13 protein-coding genes are annotated in these 18,231 nt (G+C 70.9%); 3 read left to right on the forward strand and 10 right to left on the reverse strand.

Annotated elements, in window-relative coordinates; translation table 11 throughout:
- Nucleotides 1–35: 35 nt before the first annotated feature.
- Nucleotides 36–4,169, forward strand: coding sequence for a HAMP domain-containing hybrid sensor histidine kinase/response regulator (locus M8J73_RS13730; protein WP_249828662.1), 4,134 nt, complete (start codon nucleotides 36–38; stop codon nucleotides 4,167–4,169).
- Nucleotides 4,166–4,738 (forward strand): response regulator, encoded by a 573-nt coding sequence (locus M8J73_RS13735; RefSeq protein ID WP_055541239.1) that lies wholly within the window; start codon nucleotides 4,166–4,168, stop codon nucleotides 4,736–4,738. Before M8J73_RS13730 ends, M8J73_RS13735 begins: the two co-directional genes overlap by 4 nt.
- 20 nt (nucleotides 4,739–4,758) lie before the next feature.
- Here M8J73_RS13735 and M8J73_RS13740 read toward each other — a convergent pair whose 3' ends face one another.
- The gene (locus tag M8J73_RS13740) at nucleotides 4,759–6,636 is read right to left on the reverse strand and encodes an AMP-dependent synthetase/ligase (protein ID WP_055541238.1); all 1,878 of its coding nucleotides are present in this window, start codon (nucleotides 6,634–6,636) and stop codon (nucleotides 4,759–4,761) included.
- A gap of 304 nt (nucleotides 6,637–6,940) precedes the next feature.
- The gene (gene lepA, locus M8J73_RS13745; protein ID WP_055541237.1) at nucleotides 6,941–8,809 is read right to left on the reverse strand and encodes a translation elongation factor 4; all 1,869 of its coding nucleotides are present in this window, start codon (nucleotides 8,807–8,809) and stop codon (nucleotides 6,941–6,943) included.
- A 278-nt stretch (nucleotides 8,810–9,087) separates the two neighbouring features.
- Between lepA and rpsT the strand changes: the two genes are divergently transcribed.
- Nucleotides 9,088–9,354: a 30S ribosomal protein S20 gene (rpsT, locus tag M8J73_RS13750; RefSeq protein ID WP_055515178.1), complete on the forward strand. Its 267-nt coding sequence runs from the start codon at nucleotides 9,088–9,090 to the stop codon at nucleotides 9,352–9,354.
- A 414-nt stretch (nucleotides 9,355–9,768) separates the two neighbouring features.
- Here rpsT and holA read toward each other — a convergent pair whose 3' ends face one another.
- The 8 genes from holA to M8J73_RS13790 form a co-directional block, all read right to left on the reverse strand.
- The gene (gene holA / locus M8J73_RS13755; protein WP_206187970.1) at nucleotides 9,769–10,755 is read right to left on the reverse strand and encodes a DNA polymerase III subunit delta; all 987 of its coding nucleotides are present in this window, start codon (nucleotides 10,753–10,755) and stop codon (nucleotides 9,769–9,771) included.
- 36 nt (nucleotides 10,756–10,791) lie between these two features.
- On the reverse strand, nucleotides 10,792–11,037 hold the full coding sequence (locus M8J73_RS13760; RefSeq protein ID WP_249828663.1) for a hypothetical protein: 246 nt from the start codon (nucleotides 11,035–11,037) through the stop codon (nucleotides 10,792–10,794).
- Between the two features lie 91 nt (nucleotides 11,038–11,128).
- Nucleotides 11,129–11,938 (reverse strand): arylamine N-acetyltransferase family protein, encoded by an 810-nt coding sequence (locus M8J73_RS13765; protein ID WP_055543436.1) that lies wholly within the window; start codon nucleotides 11,936–11,938, stop codon nucleotides 11,129–11,131.
- Nucleotides 11,939–11,942: 4 nt separating this feature from the next.
- Complete coding sequence (locus M8J73_RS13770) at nucleotides 11,943–14,633, reverse strand: ComEC/Rec2 family competence protein (protein ID WP_249828672.1); 2,691 nt, start codon at nucleotides 14,631–14,633, stop codon at nucleotides 11,943–11,945.
- A 101-nt stretch (nucleotides 14,634–14,734) separates the two neighbouring features.
- Nucleotides 14,735–15,934, reverse strand: coding sequence for a ComEA family DNA-binding protein (locus tag M8J73_RS13775; RefSeq protein WP_249828664.1), 1,200 nt, complete (start codon nucleotides 15,932–15,934; stop codon nucleotides 14,735–14,737).
- Between the two features lie 167 nt (nucleotides 15,935–16,101).
- Nucleotides 16,102–16,947 carry a DegV family protein gene (locus tag M8J73_RS13780; RefSeq protein WP_055540610.1) on the reverse strand — a complete coding sequence of 282 codons (846 nt, stop codon included), beginning with the start codon at nucleotides 16,945–16,947 and terminating at the stop codon, nucleotides 16,102–16,104.
- 87 nt (nucleotides 16,948–17,034) lie between these two features.
- Nucleotides 17,035–17,766, reverse strand: coding sequence for a hypothetical protein (locus M8J73_RS13785; protein WP_206187936.1), 732 nt, complete (start codon nucleotides 17,764–17,766; stop codon nucleotides 17,035–17,037).
- Nucleotides 17,767–17,988: 222 nt separating this feature from the next.
- Nucleotides 17,989–18,231 (reverse strand): hypothetical protein (locus M8J73_RS13790; protein ID WP_249828665.1); only part of this gene is annotated, 243 nt, incomplete at its 5' end.

An 18,231-nucleotide genomic window follows, 5' to 3' on the forward strand; every position in this document is an offset into this window, starting at 1 on the left:
CGCTCATAAGCGCCGAGTTACCGAAGTGGGCAACCATGAGTGAGAACAGTGCTACGCGGGCGCTCGAAGACGGTCAGAAAGACAGGGGAACGGACGTACTGATCCGGGCGTCCGACCTCCGTGCGCTCACCGCGGCCATGACGGCGGCGCGCGACGGCACCTTCATCAAGGCCCCGGAGACGGGTCCCGCGCCGGTCGCGGAGTTGTGCGCCCTCTTCAACCAGATCATCGACCGGAGCACGCACTTCGGCGGTGAAGTGCAGCGCGTCAAGCGGGAGTTGGTGCGGCACGGCAGGCTGGACGAGCGGCTCTCGGCCAGCCCGGGGCAGGGCGCCTGGGCGACCCGCGTCGACGATGTGAACCAGACGCTGGACGCGCTGGTCGCCCCCGCGGCGAACGCCACGCGGGTGCTGGACGCGGTGGCCGGCGGCGACCTGACCCAGCGCGTCGACCTGCACGACGGCAACCGGCAACTACGGGGCGACTTACGCCGGTTGGGCCGCGCGGTCAACAAGATGGTGGACCAGCTGTCGCTGTTCACCGGCGAGGTGACCCGGGTGGCCCGCGAGGTCGGCACCGAGGGCCGGCTCGGCGGCCGGGCCAAGGTGCGTGGCCTGTCCGGGAGTTGGCGGGACGTGACCGAGGCGGTCAACACGATGGCCTCCCGGCTGACCGCGCAGGTGCGGGACATCGCCCTGGTGACCACCGCCGTCGCGCGCGGCGATCTCACCCGTACGGTGACGGTCGAGGCGACCGGCGAGTTGCTCGAACTGAAGCTCACCGTGAACACGATGGTGGACCAGCTGTCCGCGTTCGCCGACGAGGTCACGCGGGTGGCCCGCGAAGTCGGCACCGAGGGCCAGCTGGGTGGCCGGGCGCAGGTCAGAGGCGTCTCGGGGGTGTGGAAGGACCTCACCGACAACGTCAACTTCATGGCGTCGAACCTGACCTCGCAGGTCCGCAACATCGCCCAGGTCACCACCGCCGTCGCCAACGGCGATCTGAGCCAGAAGATCACCGTCGACGCGCAGGGCGAGATCCTGGAGCTGAAGTCGACGATCAACACCATGGTCGACCAGCTCTCCGCCTTCGCCGACGAGGTCACCCGTGTCGCCCGCGAAGTCGGCACCGAAGGCAACCTCGGCGGCCGGGCGCAGGTCAGAGGCGTCTCCGGCGTCTGGAAGGACCTCACCGACAACGTCAACTTCATGGCGGACAACCTGACCTCGCAGGTCCGCAACATCGCCCTCGTCTCCACGGCGGTCGCCCAGGGCGATCTCGGCAAGAAGATCACGGTCGAGGCGAAGGGCGAGATCCTGGAGCTGAAGTCGACGATCAACACCATGGTCGACCAGCTCTCCGCCTTCGCCGACGAGGTCACCCGCGTCGCCCGCGAAGTCGGCACCGAAGGCAACCTCGGCGGTCAGGCGCAGGTCAGAGGCGTCTCCGGCGTCTGGAAGGACCTCACCGACAACGTCAACTTCATGGCCCTGAACCTCACCTCCCAGGTCCGCAACATCGCCCAGGTGACGACCGCCGTCGCCAACGGCGACCTCTCCAAGAAGATCACCGTCGACGCGCGCGGCGAGATCCTGGAGCTGAAGGACACCGTCAACACGATGGTGGAGCAACTGCGGGCGTTCGCCGACGAGGTGACGAGGGTCGCCCGCGAGGTCGGCACCGACGGCCGGCTCGGGGGGCGCGCCCAGGTGCTGGGCGTGTCCGGTGTGTGGCGGGATCTGACCGACAACGTCAACTCCATGGCCGACAACCTCACCTCGCAGGTCCGCAACATCGCCCAGGTGACGACGGCCGTCGCGAACGGCGACCTCTCCAAGAAGATCGACGTGGACGCGCGTGGCGAGATCCTCGAACTGAAGACCGCCATCAACACCATGGTCGACACCCTCTCGTCGTTCTCCTCCGAGGTCACCCGCGTCGCCCGCGAGGTCGGCTCGGAGGGCCAGCTCGGCGGGCAGGCACGGGTCGAGGGCGTGTACGGCACCTGGAAGCGCCTCACGACGAACGTGAACGAACTCGCGCTGAACCTGACCACCCAGGTCCGCGCCATCGCCGAGGTCGCGTCGGCCGTGGCCCAGGGCGACATGTCCCGCTCGATCACGGTGGAAGCGCGCGGCGAGGTCGCCGAGCTGAAGGACAACATCAACCTGATGGTGGCCAACCTCCGCGAGACGACCCGCGCGAAGGACTGGCTGGAGTCCAACCTCGCCCGCCTCGCCGCCCTGATGCAGGGCCACCGCGATCTGATGGAGGTCGCCGATCTGATCCTGCGGGAGCTGACGCCGCTGGTGAAGGCCCAGTACGGCGCCTTCTACCTGGCCGACCCCGACCAGGACGGGGCGGCGCTGCGCACGGTGGCCCCCGGCAAGGGCCTCGCCTTCATCGCGGGCTACGGGTCCGCGCAGGACGCGACGGTCGAGACCGGCGGCCTTCCCGTGCACGGTCTCGTCGCCCAGGCGGCCCGCGAGAAGAAGCGGATCCTGGTCGAGCAGACCCCGCCCGACTACATCAAGATCAACAGCGGTCTGGGGGAGGCGGCCCCGTCCAGCGTGGTCATCATCCCGATCCTCTTCGAGGACAAGCTCCTCGGCGTGATCGAACTCGCCTCGTTCTCCCGTTTCTCGGACGTCCATCTGGCGTTCTTCGACCAGTTCGTGAACACCATCGGCGTCGCGATCAACACCATCATCGCCAACTCCCGCACGGAGTCCCTCCTCGGTGAGTCGCAGCGCCTGGCCATGCAGCTCCAGGAACGCTCCGACGAACTCCAGAAGCAGCAGGCGGAACTCCAGCGCTCGAACGCCGAACTGGAGGAGAAGGCGGCCCTGCTCGCGACCTCCTCCCAGTACAAGTCGGAGTTCCTGGCGAACATGTCGCACGAGCTGCGCACACCCCTCAACTCGCTGCTCATCCTGGCGCGCCTGCTCTCCGACAACCCGGACGGCCATCTCTCCGACCAGGAGGTGCAGTTCGCGTCGACGATCCACCGCTCGGGCTCCGACCTCCTGCAGCTGATCAACGACATCCTGGACCTGTCGAAGATCGAGGCGGGCCGGATGGACGTACGGCCGAAGCGGCTGCCGCTCATCAAGCTGCTGGACTACGTCCACGCCACGTTCCGCCCGCTCACCCTCGACCGGGGCCTGTCCTTCGAGGTCACGGTCGGCGAGGGCGTACCGCGCGAGATGTACTCGGACGAGCAGCGCCTCCAGCAGATCCTGCGCAACCTGCTCTCCAACGCGATCAAGTTCACCGCGTCCGGCAGGGTCGAACTGACCGTCAGCCGCGTCAAGGATCCCGAGCACCGCTATGCCCGTGAGGACACCGACGAGGTGATCGCGTTCGCGGTCTCCGACACCGGCATCGGTATCGCGCCGGAGAAACTGCCGGTGATCTTCGAGGCGTTCCAGCAGGCCGACGGCACCACGAACCGCAAGTACGGCGGCACCGGCCTCGGGCTGTCCATCAGCCGGGAGATCGCGGGTCTGCTGGGCGGCCGCATCATCGCCGAGAGCATCCCCGGCAAGGGCTCGACGTTCACGCTGTACGTGCCCGTCTTCAGCCCCGGGCACACGGTGACCGGCGGCGCCGAGGACCCCGCGGCGCTGATCCCCGACCAGCTGGCGGCCGAGCCGTATCCGGCCGCCCCCGAGGACGACACCTGGCCAGCGCCCACCAAGCTGGAGGCGTGGAAGGCGGGGCGCGCGGGCCAGATCCTGCCGGGCCGCCGGGTGCTGATCGTGGACGACGACATCCGCAACGTCTTCGCGCTCACCCATGTCCTCGGCCGTGTCGGCATGCCGGTCCTGTACGCGGAGAACGGGCGGGAGGGCATCGAGACCCTGGAGCGCAACCCGGACGTCGAGCTGGTCCTGATGGACATCATGATGCCGGAGATGGACGGCTACGAGACGATCTCCGCCATCCGTCGCACGCCCCGCTGGGCCGGTCTGCCCATCGTCGCGCTGACCGCGAAGGCGATGCCCGGCGACCGCGAGAAGTCCATCGCCCGGGGCGCCAACGACTACGTACCCAAGCCGGTGGACGTCGACCAGCTGCTCACCGTGGTGTGCGGCGTCCTGGACCCGGAGGGCGTCGAGCCGTCGCCCGAGAAACGCACCGAAGAGAACGAGGCACCCTCACCATGACCACTCAGGACCGGACCGACGGACGCGCGGGCATCCTCCTCGTCGACGACATGGAGGACAACCTGATCGCGCTGGAGGCCGTCCTGGCATCGCTCAACGAGCCGCTGGTACGGGCCCGTTCCGGCGAGGAGGCCATGAAGGCCCTGCTGCGGCAGCGCTTCGCCGTCGTCCTCCTCGACATCCGCATGCCGGGTATGGATGGTTTCGAGACCGCGGCCAACCTCAAGCGCCTCGACCAGACGAAGGACGTCCCGATCATCTTCCTCACCGGCACGGACGCCGAGATGGGCTACGCCTTCCGCGGCTACGCCACCGGCGCCGCCGACTATCTGACCAAGCCCTTCGACCCCTGGGTCCTGCGCGCGAAGGTCAGTGTCTTCCTGGAGCTGCACCGCAAGACCCGCAAGCTGGCGGCCCTGCGGGCACGGCAGGAGGAACAGGCGGAACAGGTCCTGTCCCGCCTGAGCGCACTGGAGAAACAGCTGTCCGAGGAGTCCCCGGACCTGGCGGAGGCCCGCATACAGGTCCAGGAACTCCGTTCCCTGGTGACCAGGGACCACACCGGCTGACCCGAGAGAGGCGCGGGGCGCTACTTCTCCCTGGTCCCCGCGTACATCTCGTCGATGAGGTGCTGGTACTCCTTCTCCACCACCGGCCGCTTCAGCTTCAGGCTCGGCGTCAGCTCACCGTGCTCGACGTCCAGGTCCCGCGGCAGCAGGCGGAACTTCTTGACGGTCTGCCACCGCTGCAGGCCCTGGTTGAGCTGGGTGACGTACCCCTCGATGAGCTCCACCGTGGCCGGGGCCGCGATGATCTGCTCGTACGACTTCCCCTCCAGGCCGTTCTCCTTGGCCCAGCCGAGGAGGGCCGGCTCGTCGAGGGCGATGAGGGCCGTGCAGAAGTTGCGGTCGGCGCCGATGACCATGACGTTGGACGTGAACGGGCACAGCGCCTTGAACTGGCCCTCGATCTCGGTCGGCGCGATGTACTTGCCGCCGGAGGTCTTGAACAGGTCCTTCTTGCGGTCGGTGATCCGCAGGTACCCGTCGGGCGACAGCTCGCCGATGTCACCGGTGTGGAACCAGCCGTCCGCCTCCAGCACCTCGGCGGTCTTGTCCGGCAGCCCGTGGTAGCCCTCCATGATGCCGGGGCCGCGCAGCAGGATCTCGCCGTCGTCCGCGATGCGCACCTCGCAGCCGGGCAGCGGCTTGCCGACCGTCCCCGTGCGGAACGCCTCGCCGGGGTTCAGGAACGACGCCGCGGAGGACTCGGTCAGGCCGTAGCCCTCCAGGATGGGGATGCCCGCGCCGGCGAAGAAGAAGCCGATCTCGGGTGCGAGTGCCACCGAGCCGGAGATACAGGCGCGCAGCCGCCCGCCGAACGCCTCGCGCAGCTTCTTGTAGACCAGCGCGTCGGCGACCTTGTGCTTGGCCCCCAGCGCGAACGGCACGGACGCGGTGCCGGTGCGGCGGAAGTTGTCCTGGCTGACCTTGGCGTACTCGCGGGCGACCTCGGACGCCCACTGGAAGATCTTGTACTTGGCGGCGCCGCCCTCGCGGGCCTTCGCGGCGACACCGTTGTAGACCTTCTCGAAGATGCGCGGCACCGCGGCCATGTACGTCGGCCGCACGACCGGCAGATTCTCGATGATCTTGTCGACCCGGCCGTCGACGGCGGTGATGTGCCCGACCTCGATGTGCCCGGACAGCAGCACCTTGCCCATGACGTGCGCCAGCGGCAGCCACAGGTACTGCACGTCCTCCGCGCTGAGCAGACCGGTCGCGGCGATGGCCTTGCCCATGTACGCCCAGTTGTCGTGCGGCAGGCGCACACCCTTGGGGCGGCCGGTGGTGCCCGAGGTGTAGATGAGGGTGGCGAGCTGGTCCTTGGTGATCGCGCCGACCTTCTCCTTGATCAGGTCGGGCTTCTTCTCCAGGTACGCCGTCCCGCGCTTCTCCAGCTCGGCCAGCGAGAGGACCCAGTCCTCCGAGAGGTCGGCGCCGTCGGGGTCGATGACGACCACATGGGTCAGCTCGGGCAGCTCGGCCTTCTTCTCCCGCGCCTTCTGAAGCTGCTCGGCGTTCTCCGCGATGAGGATCTTGCTGGCGGAGTCGGACAGGATGTACGCCGACTCCTCGGCGTTGGTCGACGGGTAGATCGTCGTATTGGCGCCGCCGGCGCACATGATGCCGAGGTCGCACAGGATCCACTCGATCCTGGTGGCGGACGACAGCGCGATGCGCTCCTCGGGCTGTACGCCCAGCTCGACCAGGCCGGCCGCGATGGCGTCGACGCGCGCGGCGGCCTCCGCCCAGGTCAGCGGCTTCCAGTCCGAAGGTCCCTGACCTGAGGCCGGCGGCACCGGGTAGCGGAATGCCTCCGCGTCGGGCGTGGCCGCCACGCGCTCCAGGAAGAGGGACGCCATGGACGGCGGGCGGTTCTCGATCAGGGTCTGTGTGTCGCTCACGACATCCTCCGGGGCCCGCGACAGTGCGGCAGGGTCAGCATGGACTGGTGCGGCTGGCTCAAAGCGGCTGTTGTTTAACTCGCGAGTAACCATCGAGTGGTGATCAGGGTAGAGCGAGGTTGGCTGGTTCGTAAGGGGCGGCGGCCCGTCACTTTTCACCGAGAACGACCGTACGAGCACGCGGCCGCCGCGTCCCGAAGACATGCGGGCCCGCCGCGCCGAAACGCGACGGGCCCACATTCTGCCCAAGTTTCCGGGGGTAACAACGGCTACCGCCGGGACCTGCGGAGATCCGCGAAGGTGGCTACTTCTTGCCCTTGGCTCCGCCGGCGCTGTCGTCACTGGACAGCACGGCGATGAAGGCCTCCTGCGGAACCTCCACAGAGCCCACCATCTTCATCCGCTTCTTGCCCTCCTTCTGCTTCTCCAGCAGCTTCCGCTTCCGGGAGATGTCACCGCCGTAGCACTTGGCGAGGACGTCCTTGCGGATGGCGCGGATGGTCTCGCGGGCGATGACCCGGGAGCCGATGGCGGCCTGGATCGGCACCTCGAACGCCTGCCGCGGGATCAGCTCGCGCAGCTTGGCGACGAGCCGCACCCCGTACGCGTACGCGGCGTCCTTGTGGGTGATCGCCGAGAAGGCGTCCACCTTGTCGCCGTGCAGCAGGATGTCAACCTTGACCAGGGAGGACGTCTGCTCGCCGGTGGGCTCGTAGTCGAGCGAGGCGTAGCCGCGCGTCTTCGACTTCAGCTGGTCGAAGAAGTCGAAGACGATCTCCGCCAGGGGCAGCGTGTAGCGGATCTCGACGCGGTCCTCGGAGAGGTAGTCCATGCCGAGCAGGGTGCCGCGCCGGGTCTGGCACAGCTCCATGATCGAGCCGATGAACTCGGTGGGCGCGAGGATCGTGGCGCGCACGACCGGCTCGTACACCTCGTTGATCTTGCCCTCGGGGAACTCGCTCGGGTTGGTGACGGTGTGCTCGGTGCCGTCCTCCATCACGACGCGGTAGACCACGTTCGGCGCGGTCGCGATCAGGTCGAGGCCGAACTCGCGCTCCAGCCGCTCGCGGATCACGTCGAGGTGCAGCAGCCCGAGGAAGCCGACGCGGAAGCCGAAGCCGAGCGCGGCGGACGTCTCCGGCTCGTAGACGAGCGCGGCGTCGTTGAGCTGGAGCTTGTCGAGGGCCTCGCGCAGCTCGGGGTAGTCGGACCCGTCCAGCGGATAGAGCCCGGAGAAGACCATGGGCTTGGGGTCCTTGTACCCGCCGAGGGCCTCGGTGGCCCCCTTCTGCTGGCTGGTGACGGTGTCACCGACCTTGGACTGGCGGACGTCCTTCACACCGGTAATGAGGTAGCCCACCTCACCGACGCCGAGGCCGTCGGCTCCCAGCATCTCGGGCGAGTTCGTGCCGATCTCCAGCAGCTCGTGGGTCGCGCCCGTCGACATCATCTTGATGCGCTCACGCTTGTTGAGCTGCCCGTCGATGACACGGACGTACGTGACCACGCCGCGGTACGAGTCGTACACCGAGTCGAAGATCATCGCGCGGGCCGGGGCGTCCTTGACGCCGACCGGGGCGGGGACGTCGGCGACGACCCTGTCCAGCAGCGCGTCGACCCCGACACCGGTCTTGGCGGAGACCCGCAGCACGTCGTCGGGGTCGCACCCGACGAGGTTGGCGAGCTCCTCGGCGAACTTCTCCGGCTGGGCGGCCGGCAGGTCGATCTTGTTGAGGACCGGGATGATCGTGAGGTCGTTCTCCATCGCCAGGTACAGGTTGGCGAGGGTCTGCGCCTCGATGCCCTGCGCGGCGTCCACGAGGAGGACGGTCCCCTCGCAGGCGGCCAGCGACCGTGACACCTCGTAGGTGAAGTCGACGTGCCCGGGGGTGTCGATCATGTTGAGGATGTGCGTGTTCCCCGGGTCGCCGGTCGGCGCCCAGGGCAGACGCACCGCCTGGGACTTGATCGTGATGCCGCGCTCACGCTCGATGTCCATGCGGTCGAGGTACTGAGCACGCATCTGCCGCTGCTCGACCACACCGGTCAACTGGAGCATCCGGTCGGCGAGCGTGGACTTGCCGTGGTCGATGTGCGCGATGATGCAGAAATTGCGGATCAGAGCCGGGTCGGTACGGCTCGGCTCGGGCACATGGCTAGGGATCGCGGGCACGCAGGGTCCTGATTCTTGAGGCGTCCGCAGCCGTCTGCGGTCTCGGGTCGGATCTAGCGGGTCGGTACGAACGGGGTCTACCGGGTCTATGCGTAGGCTCCATGCTCCCACGCGCGCGGGGCTGGGGCGGGTTTGGGCCACTCGCGGAGCCACTGGTAGCCTGGGTGGCTGTGTCTCATGCCCTCTCTGCAGGAGGCACATCCCAAAGAAAACCAAAGGTGCCCGGGGTCCGCATGCCCTGCATGTCCTCGGTCGCCAGTAGCTGAAAAGGCTCATTCGTGGCGAACATCAAGTCCCAGATCAAGCGGAACAAGACCAACGAGAAGGCGCGCCTGCGCAACAAGGCCGTCAAGTCGTCGCTCAAGACCGCGATCCGCAAGGCCCGTGAGGCCGCTGCCGCGGGTGACGCCGAGAAGGCCACCGAGTACCAGCGCGCTGCCGCGCGTCAGCTCGACAAGGCCGTCTCGAAGGGCGTCATCCACAAGAACCAGGCCGCCAACAAGAAGTCGGCGCTTGCTTCCAAGGTCGCTTCCCTCAAGGGCTGAGCTTCACCTTTGATCTGACCGCCGGACGGACCCGTAGCGGGCCCTCTCTCATCCGCTCCCGCCCGGCACCCCTGGACCTGCACGCGGCCTGCGTTCGCCACGCGGGTGCAAGTCCACCATCGTGAAACGAGGACCCCGTCGCCCTCCCTTCCCCAGGGAGGACGACGGGGTCTTCGCGTTGGGGGACGGTGCGCGCCGTGCGGATGCGCGATCGTGCCGGGCCGCAGGCCCCGGAAACACGGGCACGGTGAAGGCCACGCAAGCCCTCAGAGCACGGAGGCGCTGGGCGCTGGGCGCGGCGAACTGCGCGACAGGCCACAACGGCGCGGCATCGGCCACCGCACGGCAGCGGCCACCGCACGGCAGCGGGCAGCGCACGGCAGCAGCCCTCGCGCCCTGGCGAGGGCGGCACACTCACCCCCGGCGGGACCGTGCCGCTCGGGCGATGGTCACGACCGCCTTCTCCAGCGCGTACTCGGGGTCGTCCCCGCCGCCCTTGACCCCGGCATCGGCCTCCGCGACGGCCCGCATCGCGACGGCGACCCCTTCCGGTGTCCACCCCCGCATCTGCTGCCGCACCCGGTCGATCTTCCACGGCGGCATGCCCAGCTCCCGCGCCAGGTCCGCCGGCCTCCCGCCCCGCGCGGACGACAGCTTGCCGATGGCTCGGACGCCCTGCGCCAGCGCGCTGGTGATCAGCACCGGCGCCACCCCGGTGGACAGCGACCACCTGAGCGCCTCCAGCGCCTCCGCCGCCCGTCCCTCGACGGCCCGGTCGGCGACCTCGAAGCTCGACGCCTCGGCCCGACCGGTGTAGTACCGCCCGACCACGGCCTCGTCGATGGTCCCCTCGACATCGGCGACCAGCTGCGACGCCGCCGACGCCAGCTCCCGCAGATCGCTTCCGATCGCGTCGACCAGCGCCTGGCACGCCTCCGGTGTCGCGGACCGCCCGAGCGCGCGGAACTCCCCCCGCACGAACGCCAGCCGCTCCGCCGGCTTCGTCATCTTCGGGCAGGTCACCTCCCGCGCCCCCGCCTTGCGCGCCGCGTCCAGCAGCCCCTTGCCCTTGGCGCCGCCCGCATGCAGCAGCACGAGGGTGATCTCCTCGGCAGGGGCGCCCAGGTACGCCTTCACGTCCTTGACGGTGTCGGCCGACAGGTCCTGCGCGTTCCGCACGACCACGACCTTCCGCTCGGCGAACAGCGAGGGACTCGTCAGCTCGGCGAGCGTGCCCGGCTGCAACTGGTCCGAGGTGAGGTCCCGCACATCCGTGTCGGCGTCGGCGGCCCTGGCGGCGGCCACCACCTCCTGCACGGCCCGGTCGAGCAGCAGCTCCTCCTGTCCCACGGCGAGGGTGACAGAAGCGAGGGGATCATCGTGAGCGGTCTTCTTGGCCATCACGCACAGCATCCCACGGGGCACCGACAACGAGCCCTACGGCTCCTCACGCCACCCCTCCCACTCCCCCGCGAACTCGTCCAGCGCCACCGGATCGAGCCGCCCGTCCTCGTCGCGCAGCACCAGCAGCCACTGGGCGTCCTCCGCGTCGTCCTCCCCGGCCAGCGCGTCCCGCACCAGCTGGGGCTCCTCGCTCAACCCGAACCGCTCCCCGAGGGCCTCCGCCGCCTCTTCCGCCGCGTCACGATCAGGCAGCACCAGCACATGTCTCACATCGCTCACGCCCCCATTTTCCGCGACCGCCCGCCGCCCCACGCCGGGCACCCCACGCCCGGCAGCCCACCACCCGGCCCGGCTGGTGGTCGGGCCCGCCCTACTTCGTCCCGCGCACCTCCGGCACCCGCCCCAACTCCATCCCGAACCGCTCCCGGTACACCGCCAGTACCTCCTCGTCCGTTCCCAGCTCGGTCACCTCCTTCTCGCCCTCCCGGGACGTGACCGTGAGGGTGCGGCCGCTGAGCGTCATCCGTCCACCGTCGTCACCGAGCCGCGAGCAGACCAGCGACCGGGTGAAGTGCGAGGCCGGCGAGGTGCTGTGCCACCAGGCCCCGGCCACGAAGTCCCCGAGCACCCGCGGCCGCACCTCCAGCCGGTACTGCGGCTTGCCGTCCCGCAGCACATCCAGGTCCCCGAACTCCCGCGCCCCGCTCTGCCGGTCCGCCTCCACCACCCGGAACGTGCCCGCCGGGTCCTCCTGCTCCCCTCTCCCCCCGAACTCCAGCGGATAGTGGCTGTTCGACCCGAACCCCACATCGGCCAGCCAGTCACCCCCGTCCACCGTCCGCACCCGCAGCGCGAGATGGTCGTAGGGGATGCCCAGGCGCTTCTCGTCGTCGTAGACCCGTGCCGCGAGCAGCGTCACGTCGAAGCCCAGCGCCGCGAGCATCGCCCCGAACAGCCCGTTCAGTTCGTAACAGAAGCCGCCCCTGCGCTCCCCGACGATCTTGTCGAGCAGCCGCTTCTCCTCCAGCACGATCTCCTCCCCGAGGTGGATCGACAGGTTCTCGAACGGCACCGACCGCAGATGGCGCAGGTGCAGTTCACGCAGTACGTCCACGGTGGGCCAGGCCGGGTGCTCGGCTCCGATGCGGCGAAGGTAGGTGTCCAGCTCTGCGGTATCCATGACCTCAGTCTCGCGCCACCAGCAGCTCCTCGGCCGTACCCGCGACGGCGATCGCGCCGTCCTCGTCCGTACGCAGCACCGTGGCGCCCCCACCCCGCAGCGCCGCGACCGTGCTCGGCGCCGGGTGACCGTAGGGGTTGTCGGCGCCCACCGAGATGAGCGCCAGCCGCGGCGCCATCGCGCGTATCAGGGTCGGATCCTGGTAGGCCGAACCGTGGTGGGCGACCTTCACCACGTCCACCGCTGCCAGCTCCGCGACCGCCGGGGATCCCGACAGCTCCCGCTGCGCGGGCGGTTCGAGATCCCCGAGCAGCAGCAGGGTCAGCCCGGCCGAGCGGACGAGCATGGTCACACTGGCGTCGTTCGGCCCGTCCGGGGCGGCCGCGTCGCCCGGCGGCCACAGCACCCGCCACGCGAGGCCCCCGGTACGCCGTTCCTGTCCGGCGACGGCGCGGGTCACCGGAATCCGCCGGGCCGCTGCCTCCCTGTGCACGAACTGGGCCTGGTCCGCGGGCTCCTGGAACCCCGTCGTCTCGATCGCCCCGACCGCCCGCCCCCGCAGCACCCCCGGCAACCCGGCCACATGGTCGGCGTGGAAGTGGGTGAGCACCACGAGAGGGATCTCGGTGATGCCGAGGGCCGTCAGGCAGCGGTCCACCAGCACCGGGTCGGGGCCGGCGTCCACGACCACCCCTCTGCCGTCGCCCGCCGCCAGCACGGTCGCGTCGCCCTGCCCGACGTCGCACATCACGAACCGCCAACCGGGCGGCGGCCATCCTGTGATCACCCTGGTCAGGGGCGGCGGCTGCACCACGGCCAGCAGGAACACCACCAGGCAGGCTCCCACCAGCCACGGGCGGCCCACCAACCGCCGCCCGACGAACACCGCCACCACCGTGACGAGGGCCAGCAGTGCCGCGCCGGTCCAGTTGCCCGGCCAGTCCACCCCCGCCCCCGGCAGGGACGCCCCCGTACGCGCGATGTCCGCGATCCACCCGGCGGGCCAACTCGCGCACCAGGCGATGCACTCGGCCACGGGCATCGCGATCGGCGCCGCCGCCAGCGTGGCGAACCCCAGCACCGTCGCCGGCGCCACGGCGAACTCCGCCAGCAGATTGCACGGCACCGCCACCAGGCTCACCTTCGCCGACAGCACCACCACGACCGGCGCGCACACCGCCTGCGCGGCCCCCGCCGCCGCCAGCGCCTCGGCCGGGCGGGGCGGCACCCGGCGCCGCTGGAGCGCCGCGCTCCATCGCGGGGCGAGCAGGAGCAGCGCCCCGGTCGCCAGGACGGACAGCAGGAAGCCGTAGCTCCGGGCGAGCCACGGGTCGTACAGCACCAGCAGCAGCACGGCCGTCGCCAGCGCGGGCACGAGCGATCTGCGCCGTCCCGTCACGATGGCCAGCAGCGCGATCGACCCGCAGGCCGCCGCCCGCACCACGCTCGGCTCCGGCCGGCACACGATCACGAAGCCGAGCGTCAGCCCACCACCGACCAGCGCGGTCGCCCGCAGCGGGATACCCAGCCGGGGCGCGAGCCCTCGCCGCTCCGCCCGCTGGGCGAGCCCCGGCGGGCCGATGAACAGGGCCAGCAGGATCGTGAAGTTCGCGCCGCTGACCGCCAAGAGATGAGTGAGGTCGGTCGCCTTGAACGCCTCGTCCAACTCGGCCGGGACCCGCGAGGTGTCCCCCACGACGAACCCCGGCAACAACGCCCGCGCATCCCCGTCCAGCCCGTCCGTCGCCTCACGCAGCCCCTCCCGCAACCGCCCCGCGAACCGCTGCGCCGCACTCGCCTCCTCCACCACCTCCGGGGGCCTACCCCCTCGCACCCGCAGCACCGCCGCGACCCGATCTCCCCCGGCCAACGCCGCTACGGCCTGCGCCGCCACCCGCACCCGCGTCGACGGCAGCAGCGTGAGCCACGGCGAGCGGCCCCTTTCACCCGCCGACGACCGCCGTTCCATGTCGACGATCACCAGCACCGGCGTCCGGGTGTCCACGACCGCCCCGTCCGGCCCCTTCACCCTCCGAACCTCGGCCTGGAGGAGCACGGCCGTCGGGGTGGCGTGGTTGCCGTTGATCCGCGGGCGGGTGAGCCGGGGGTCGGACGTCAGCTCGACCTCGGCGGTGACCGACGCGTACCGCTCGGCCAGCCGTGGAACCGGGCCACGCCGCAGATCCGCCCCGTGCAGCCCGGCGGAGACAGCCGAGGCGGCGACACACAGCAGCACGGCGGCCACGGACACCTTCGCTCCTGCGGAGCAGGACGACAGACGGGCCGAGACCCGGTTCAGCTGCGGCTCGGGGCCCTCCAGCGGCTCGGGGCCGCCCCTCGGCCGGCGGCCCACCAGCGGCTCCGGACCACCCCCCGGTCGGCGGCCCACCAGCGACTCCGGACCACCCCCCGGCTCCGGGCGCACCTGGGGCTCCGGCGTCACTCGGGGGTCCGGCCTTGTGCGAGGCTGCCGCCCGGCCCGCGACGCCTGGCCCCGCCCTCGGTGGGCCACGAGCAGCCCGACCCCCGCGACCAGGCTGACCGCGACCACGCCGACGACCCAGCCGGTCGAGGCGTGCACCATCAGCGCCGCTGTCCCCCACGCCGCCAGCGCCGGTGGCACGAGACGCAGGTCCGTCGGGCCCTCCTGTCTGGGATGGGCGACGCCGAGCCGGTGCTCGGAGGCCGCGTGCACGGTCGGACGGCGCGGACCCGCCCGACCCACCCCGCTACTCGCCTCGCCAGGCGCCCCGACCCGTACCTCGGCGGACACCGGCACCCCTGTCTCCGGCGCGCTCATGGCCGTACGAGGTTCCGTAGGTCGGCGAAGCGGCGGTCGCCGATGCCGTTCACCTCGCGCAGTTCGTCGACGGAGCGGAAGCCGCCGTGTTCGGTGCGGTAGGCGATGATGTGCTGCGCGAGGACGGGACCCACGCCGGGCAGCGTGTCGAGCTGCTCAGCGGTGGCGGTGTTGAGCGAGACGGGCGTCGCGGGACCCGTTCCCGCCGCCGTTCCCCCGGCCCCGGATCCAGCCCCTGAGGCGGCCACGCCTGCACCGCCCGCCCCCGAGCCGGCACCCGCTCCCGTCGCCGCTGCCGGACCTCCGACCAGGACCTGCTCTCCGTCGACGAGTAGGCGGGCGCGGTTGAGCCCGTCGGTGTTCGCGCCCGGCCGCACTCCGCCCGCGGCCCGTAGCGCGTCGGCCACACGGGAGCCGGCGGGCAGCCGTTGGATGCCGGGGCGGCGTACCTTCCCGCTGACGTCCACGACGATCGAGGGCCCGGCCGTGGGCGCACCGGCCCCGGTAGGAACCCCCGCTCCGGCTGCCGGGCCACCGGCGGCCTCGCCGAACGACGCCGCCGGGGCCGACGCAGCCGACGGGGCTCCCGCCCGCACCACCTCGGGTGCGCTGACCGGCTGGGTCCGGCCGGCCCAGAAGTGCTGCCCCGCGAACAGCGCGGCGACGACCAGCACGACGCTCAGCGCGACCACGCTCTTGCGCTCGATGCCGCACCGCGCCTGCAACCACAACGGCAACCGCTCCCGAACAGCCGGCCGGACCCGATCCCGCCAGCCGTCCCTCACACCTCCGCCGAGGTCATCACCACCACCATCGCCGCCCGGTTCCCCGCCACCATCGCCGCCAGGGCCCACGCCACCGTCCCGGCCGACGCCACCACCGCTGTCGAAGCCGTCACCGCCGCGAAGGTCCCCATCACGGCCAAGGTCACCATCATTCCCGGCGTCCCCGGCCCCCACAGCCGCCGTCCCACCCCTCCGCCCACCCGGCGGCCCATGCCCCAACTCCCGTGGCTCAGCGGCGCTCTCCGGGAACAGCGCCTCCGCGCGCAGCCTCAGCGTCTCCGCCGTGGCCCGGTGGCGGCCGGCACGGCCCCTCGCCCGCCGGGCGCGGTTACGGGCGCGGCCGTCGGAGGACGGACCCCGCCCCGGCCCACTGGTGACTGTCGCTGTACGTGAACGTGATCGAAGTGCCATGCGACGAGGATGAGCCAAGCCCGCACATCCACGATGATCTTGCTCAATTCCCGTGGATTACTACCCAGTTGTGGATAACTCCGTCACCCACACGAGCGACAAGCCACACCGACAACGGCAACCCACCACCCGCCACCCATCAGCCGCCGCCCATCAGCCGCCACCCATCACCGAGGAGAAACAACCGCCGCCAGCAACCCCGGCCCCGTGTGCGCCCCGATGACCGCTCCGACCTCGCTCACATGCAGATCGACGAGCCCCGGGACCCGCTCCCGGAGCCGCTCCGCGAGCGCCGACGCCCGCTCGGGCGCGGCGAGATGGTGGACAGCGATGTCGACCGGCGCGCCACCGGCCCGCTCGGCGACGATCTCCTCCAGGCGGGCGATCGCCCTGGAGGCCGTGCGCACCTTCTCCAGCGGCTCGATGCGACCGCCGTTCAGCTGCAGCAGCGGCTTCACCGCGAGCGCCGAGCCGAACAGGGCCTGTGCCGCGCCGATCCGGCCGCCCCGGCGCAGATAGTCGAGGGTGTCGACGTAGAAGAACGCCGACGTACCCGCCGCCCGCTTCTCGGCGGCCGTCACGGCCTCATCGACCGTGCCGCCCGCCTCCGCGACCTCGGCGGCGGCCAGCGCGCAGAACCCGAGGGCCATCGCGACCATCCCGGTGTCCACGACGCGCACCGGCACGGGTGCCTCGCGCGCCGCGAGCACGGCGGCGTCGTACGTGCCCGAGAACTCGGCGGACAGATGGAGCGAGACGATGCCCGTGGCGCCCGTCTCGGCCACCTTGCGGTAGGTCTCCGCGAACAGCTCGGGGCTGGGGCGGGAGGTGGTGACGGGACGTCGCTTCTGCAGTGCCTGGGCCAGGGAGCGGGCCGAGATCTCGGTGCCCTCCTCGAGCGCCTGGTCGCCGAGGACCACGGTCAACGGCACCGCGATGATGTCGTGACGCTCCATCGTCTGCGGCGGCAGATAGGCCGTGGAATCGGTGACGATCGCGACATGGCGGGACATGAGCTGGAGGTTACCCGCCAAGTCCCGCCGACGGCAGCCCGGCCCCACCGACCGCCTCGCCACCGCGTCGGGCCGCGCCGCACCTCATCAAGTCGTGCTCTCCGGGCGCGGCTTCTTCTGCCACGGATATGTGGGGCGCGGCCCCGGAGGGGTGATCGCCGGCCGGGGCGGCTCCTCGGTGGTGCGGGCCTCGGGCTCCTGCCACTTCTGTCCGCCGGAGGCGGTCGGCTCGGGCTTCGGCGCCTCGGGCCAGACGTGCGCGGGCTCGGTCGGCTCGGTCGTCCAGTGCCGCAGCGCGCCCGCCTCGACGTCGATCTGGGCGCTGAGCGTCTCCAGGTCGTCCTCGGCGAACTTGCGGGCCCGGTCGTGCGCAGCCCAGCGCAGGGCGTCGGCCGACTTGATGACCTTCTCCGTGCGGGTGCGCAGATCGGGAAGCCGCTGGACCAGCTTCGCGCGGTCCGGCTCGGGCTCCAACCGCCTCAGCTCGTCGTCCAGCTCACGGCCGTGCCTGCTGAGCTGCTGGAACAGGGCGAGGGACTCCTTCAGGGACTCGTCCTCGCCTGCGCCCGCCTGGAGCGCCTCCTGGGTGGCCCGCATCGAGGTGCGCAACCTCAGCCGCAGGTCCGCGAGTTGGCCGACGGGGCCGGGCTGGGCGAGGCTCCTGGCGCGCAGGGTGGTGTCCTCGACCGTCCGCTTGGCCTGGGTGATCGTGCGGTCCACGCCGCGCTTGGCCGCGCCGACCGCCTTCACCGTGGCGTACGCGCCCAGCACCACGCACAGCACGAAGAGCAGGGCGACGATTGCGATCACGGCTTCCACGGCGCGCTCCTCCTTCGACCGGCACGCCACATACTGCGGCGCTCTTCCACGGTAAACGCAACGGGCAGGTCCACAGTTCCAGCAGAACCCCGAACCTGCCCGTAGGGGATCACCCCGAGCGCCCGCACGACCACCCTCGGCCGACCATCCTCGGCCGCACGACACCGGGGCATCGGGGCGCCGGGGCCCTGCACAGGCCCGGCGCCCTACCAGCCGCCAGCCCTAGACGACGATGTTCACCAGCTTCGGCGCGCGCACGATCACCTTGCGGATCGGTGCCCCGGCCAGCGCCGCGACCACCTTCTCGTCGGCCAGGGCCACCTTCTCCAGCTCCTCCTCGGAGATGGCCGGCGGGACCTCCAGGCGGGCCTTGACCTTGCCCTTGATCTGGACGACGCAGGTGACGGCCTCGTCCACGACGTACGCCGGGTCGGCGACCGGGAAGTCCTGGTGGACGACGCTGTC

The organism is Streptomyces neyagawaensis (assembly GCF_023516595.1).
Taxonomy (GTDB): domain Bacteria; phylum Actinomycetota; class Actinomycetes; order Streptomycetales; family Streptomycetaceae; genus Streptomyces; species Streptomyces neyagawaensis.

Excerpts from the sequence above, each read along its gene's own strand:
- M8J73_RS13730 (WP_249828662.1), top strand. The coding sequence starts at position 36 with ATGAGTGAGAACAGTGCTACGCGGGCGCTCGAAGACGGTCAGAAAGAC.
- M8J73_RS13735 (WP_055541239.1), top strand. The coding sequence starts at position 4,166 with ATGACCACTCAGGACCGGACCGACGGACGCGCGGGCATCCTCCTCGTC.
- holA (WP_206187970.1), bottom strand. The coding sequence starts at position 10,755 with ATGGCCAAGAAGACCGCTCACGATGATCCCCTCGCTTCTGTCACCCTC.
- M8J73_RS13765 (WP_055543436.1), bottom strand. The coding sequence starts at position 11,938 with ATGGATACCGCAGAGCTGGACACCTACCTTCGCCGCATCGGAGCCGAG.
- M8J73_RS13775 (WP_249828664.1), bottom strand. The coding sequence starts at position 15,934 with ATGGCACTTCGATCACGTTCACGTACAGCGACAGTCACCAGTGGGCCG.
- M8J73_RS13780 (WP_055540610.1), bottom strand. The coding sequence starts at position 16,947 with ATGTCCCGCCATGTCGCGATCGTCACCGATTCCACGGCCTATCTGCCG.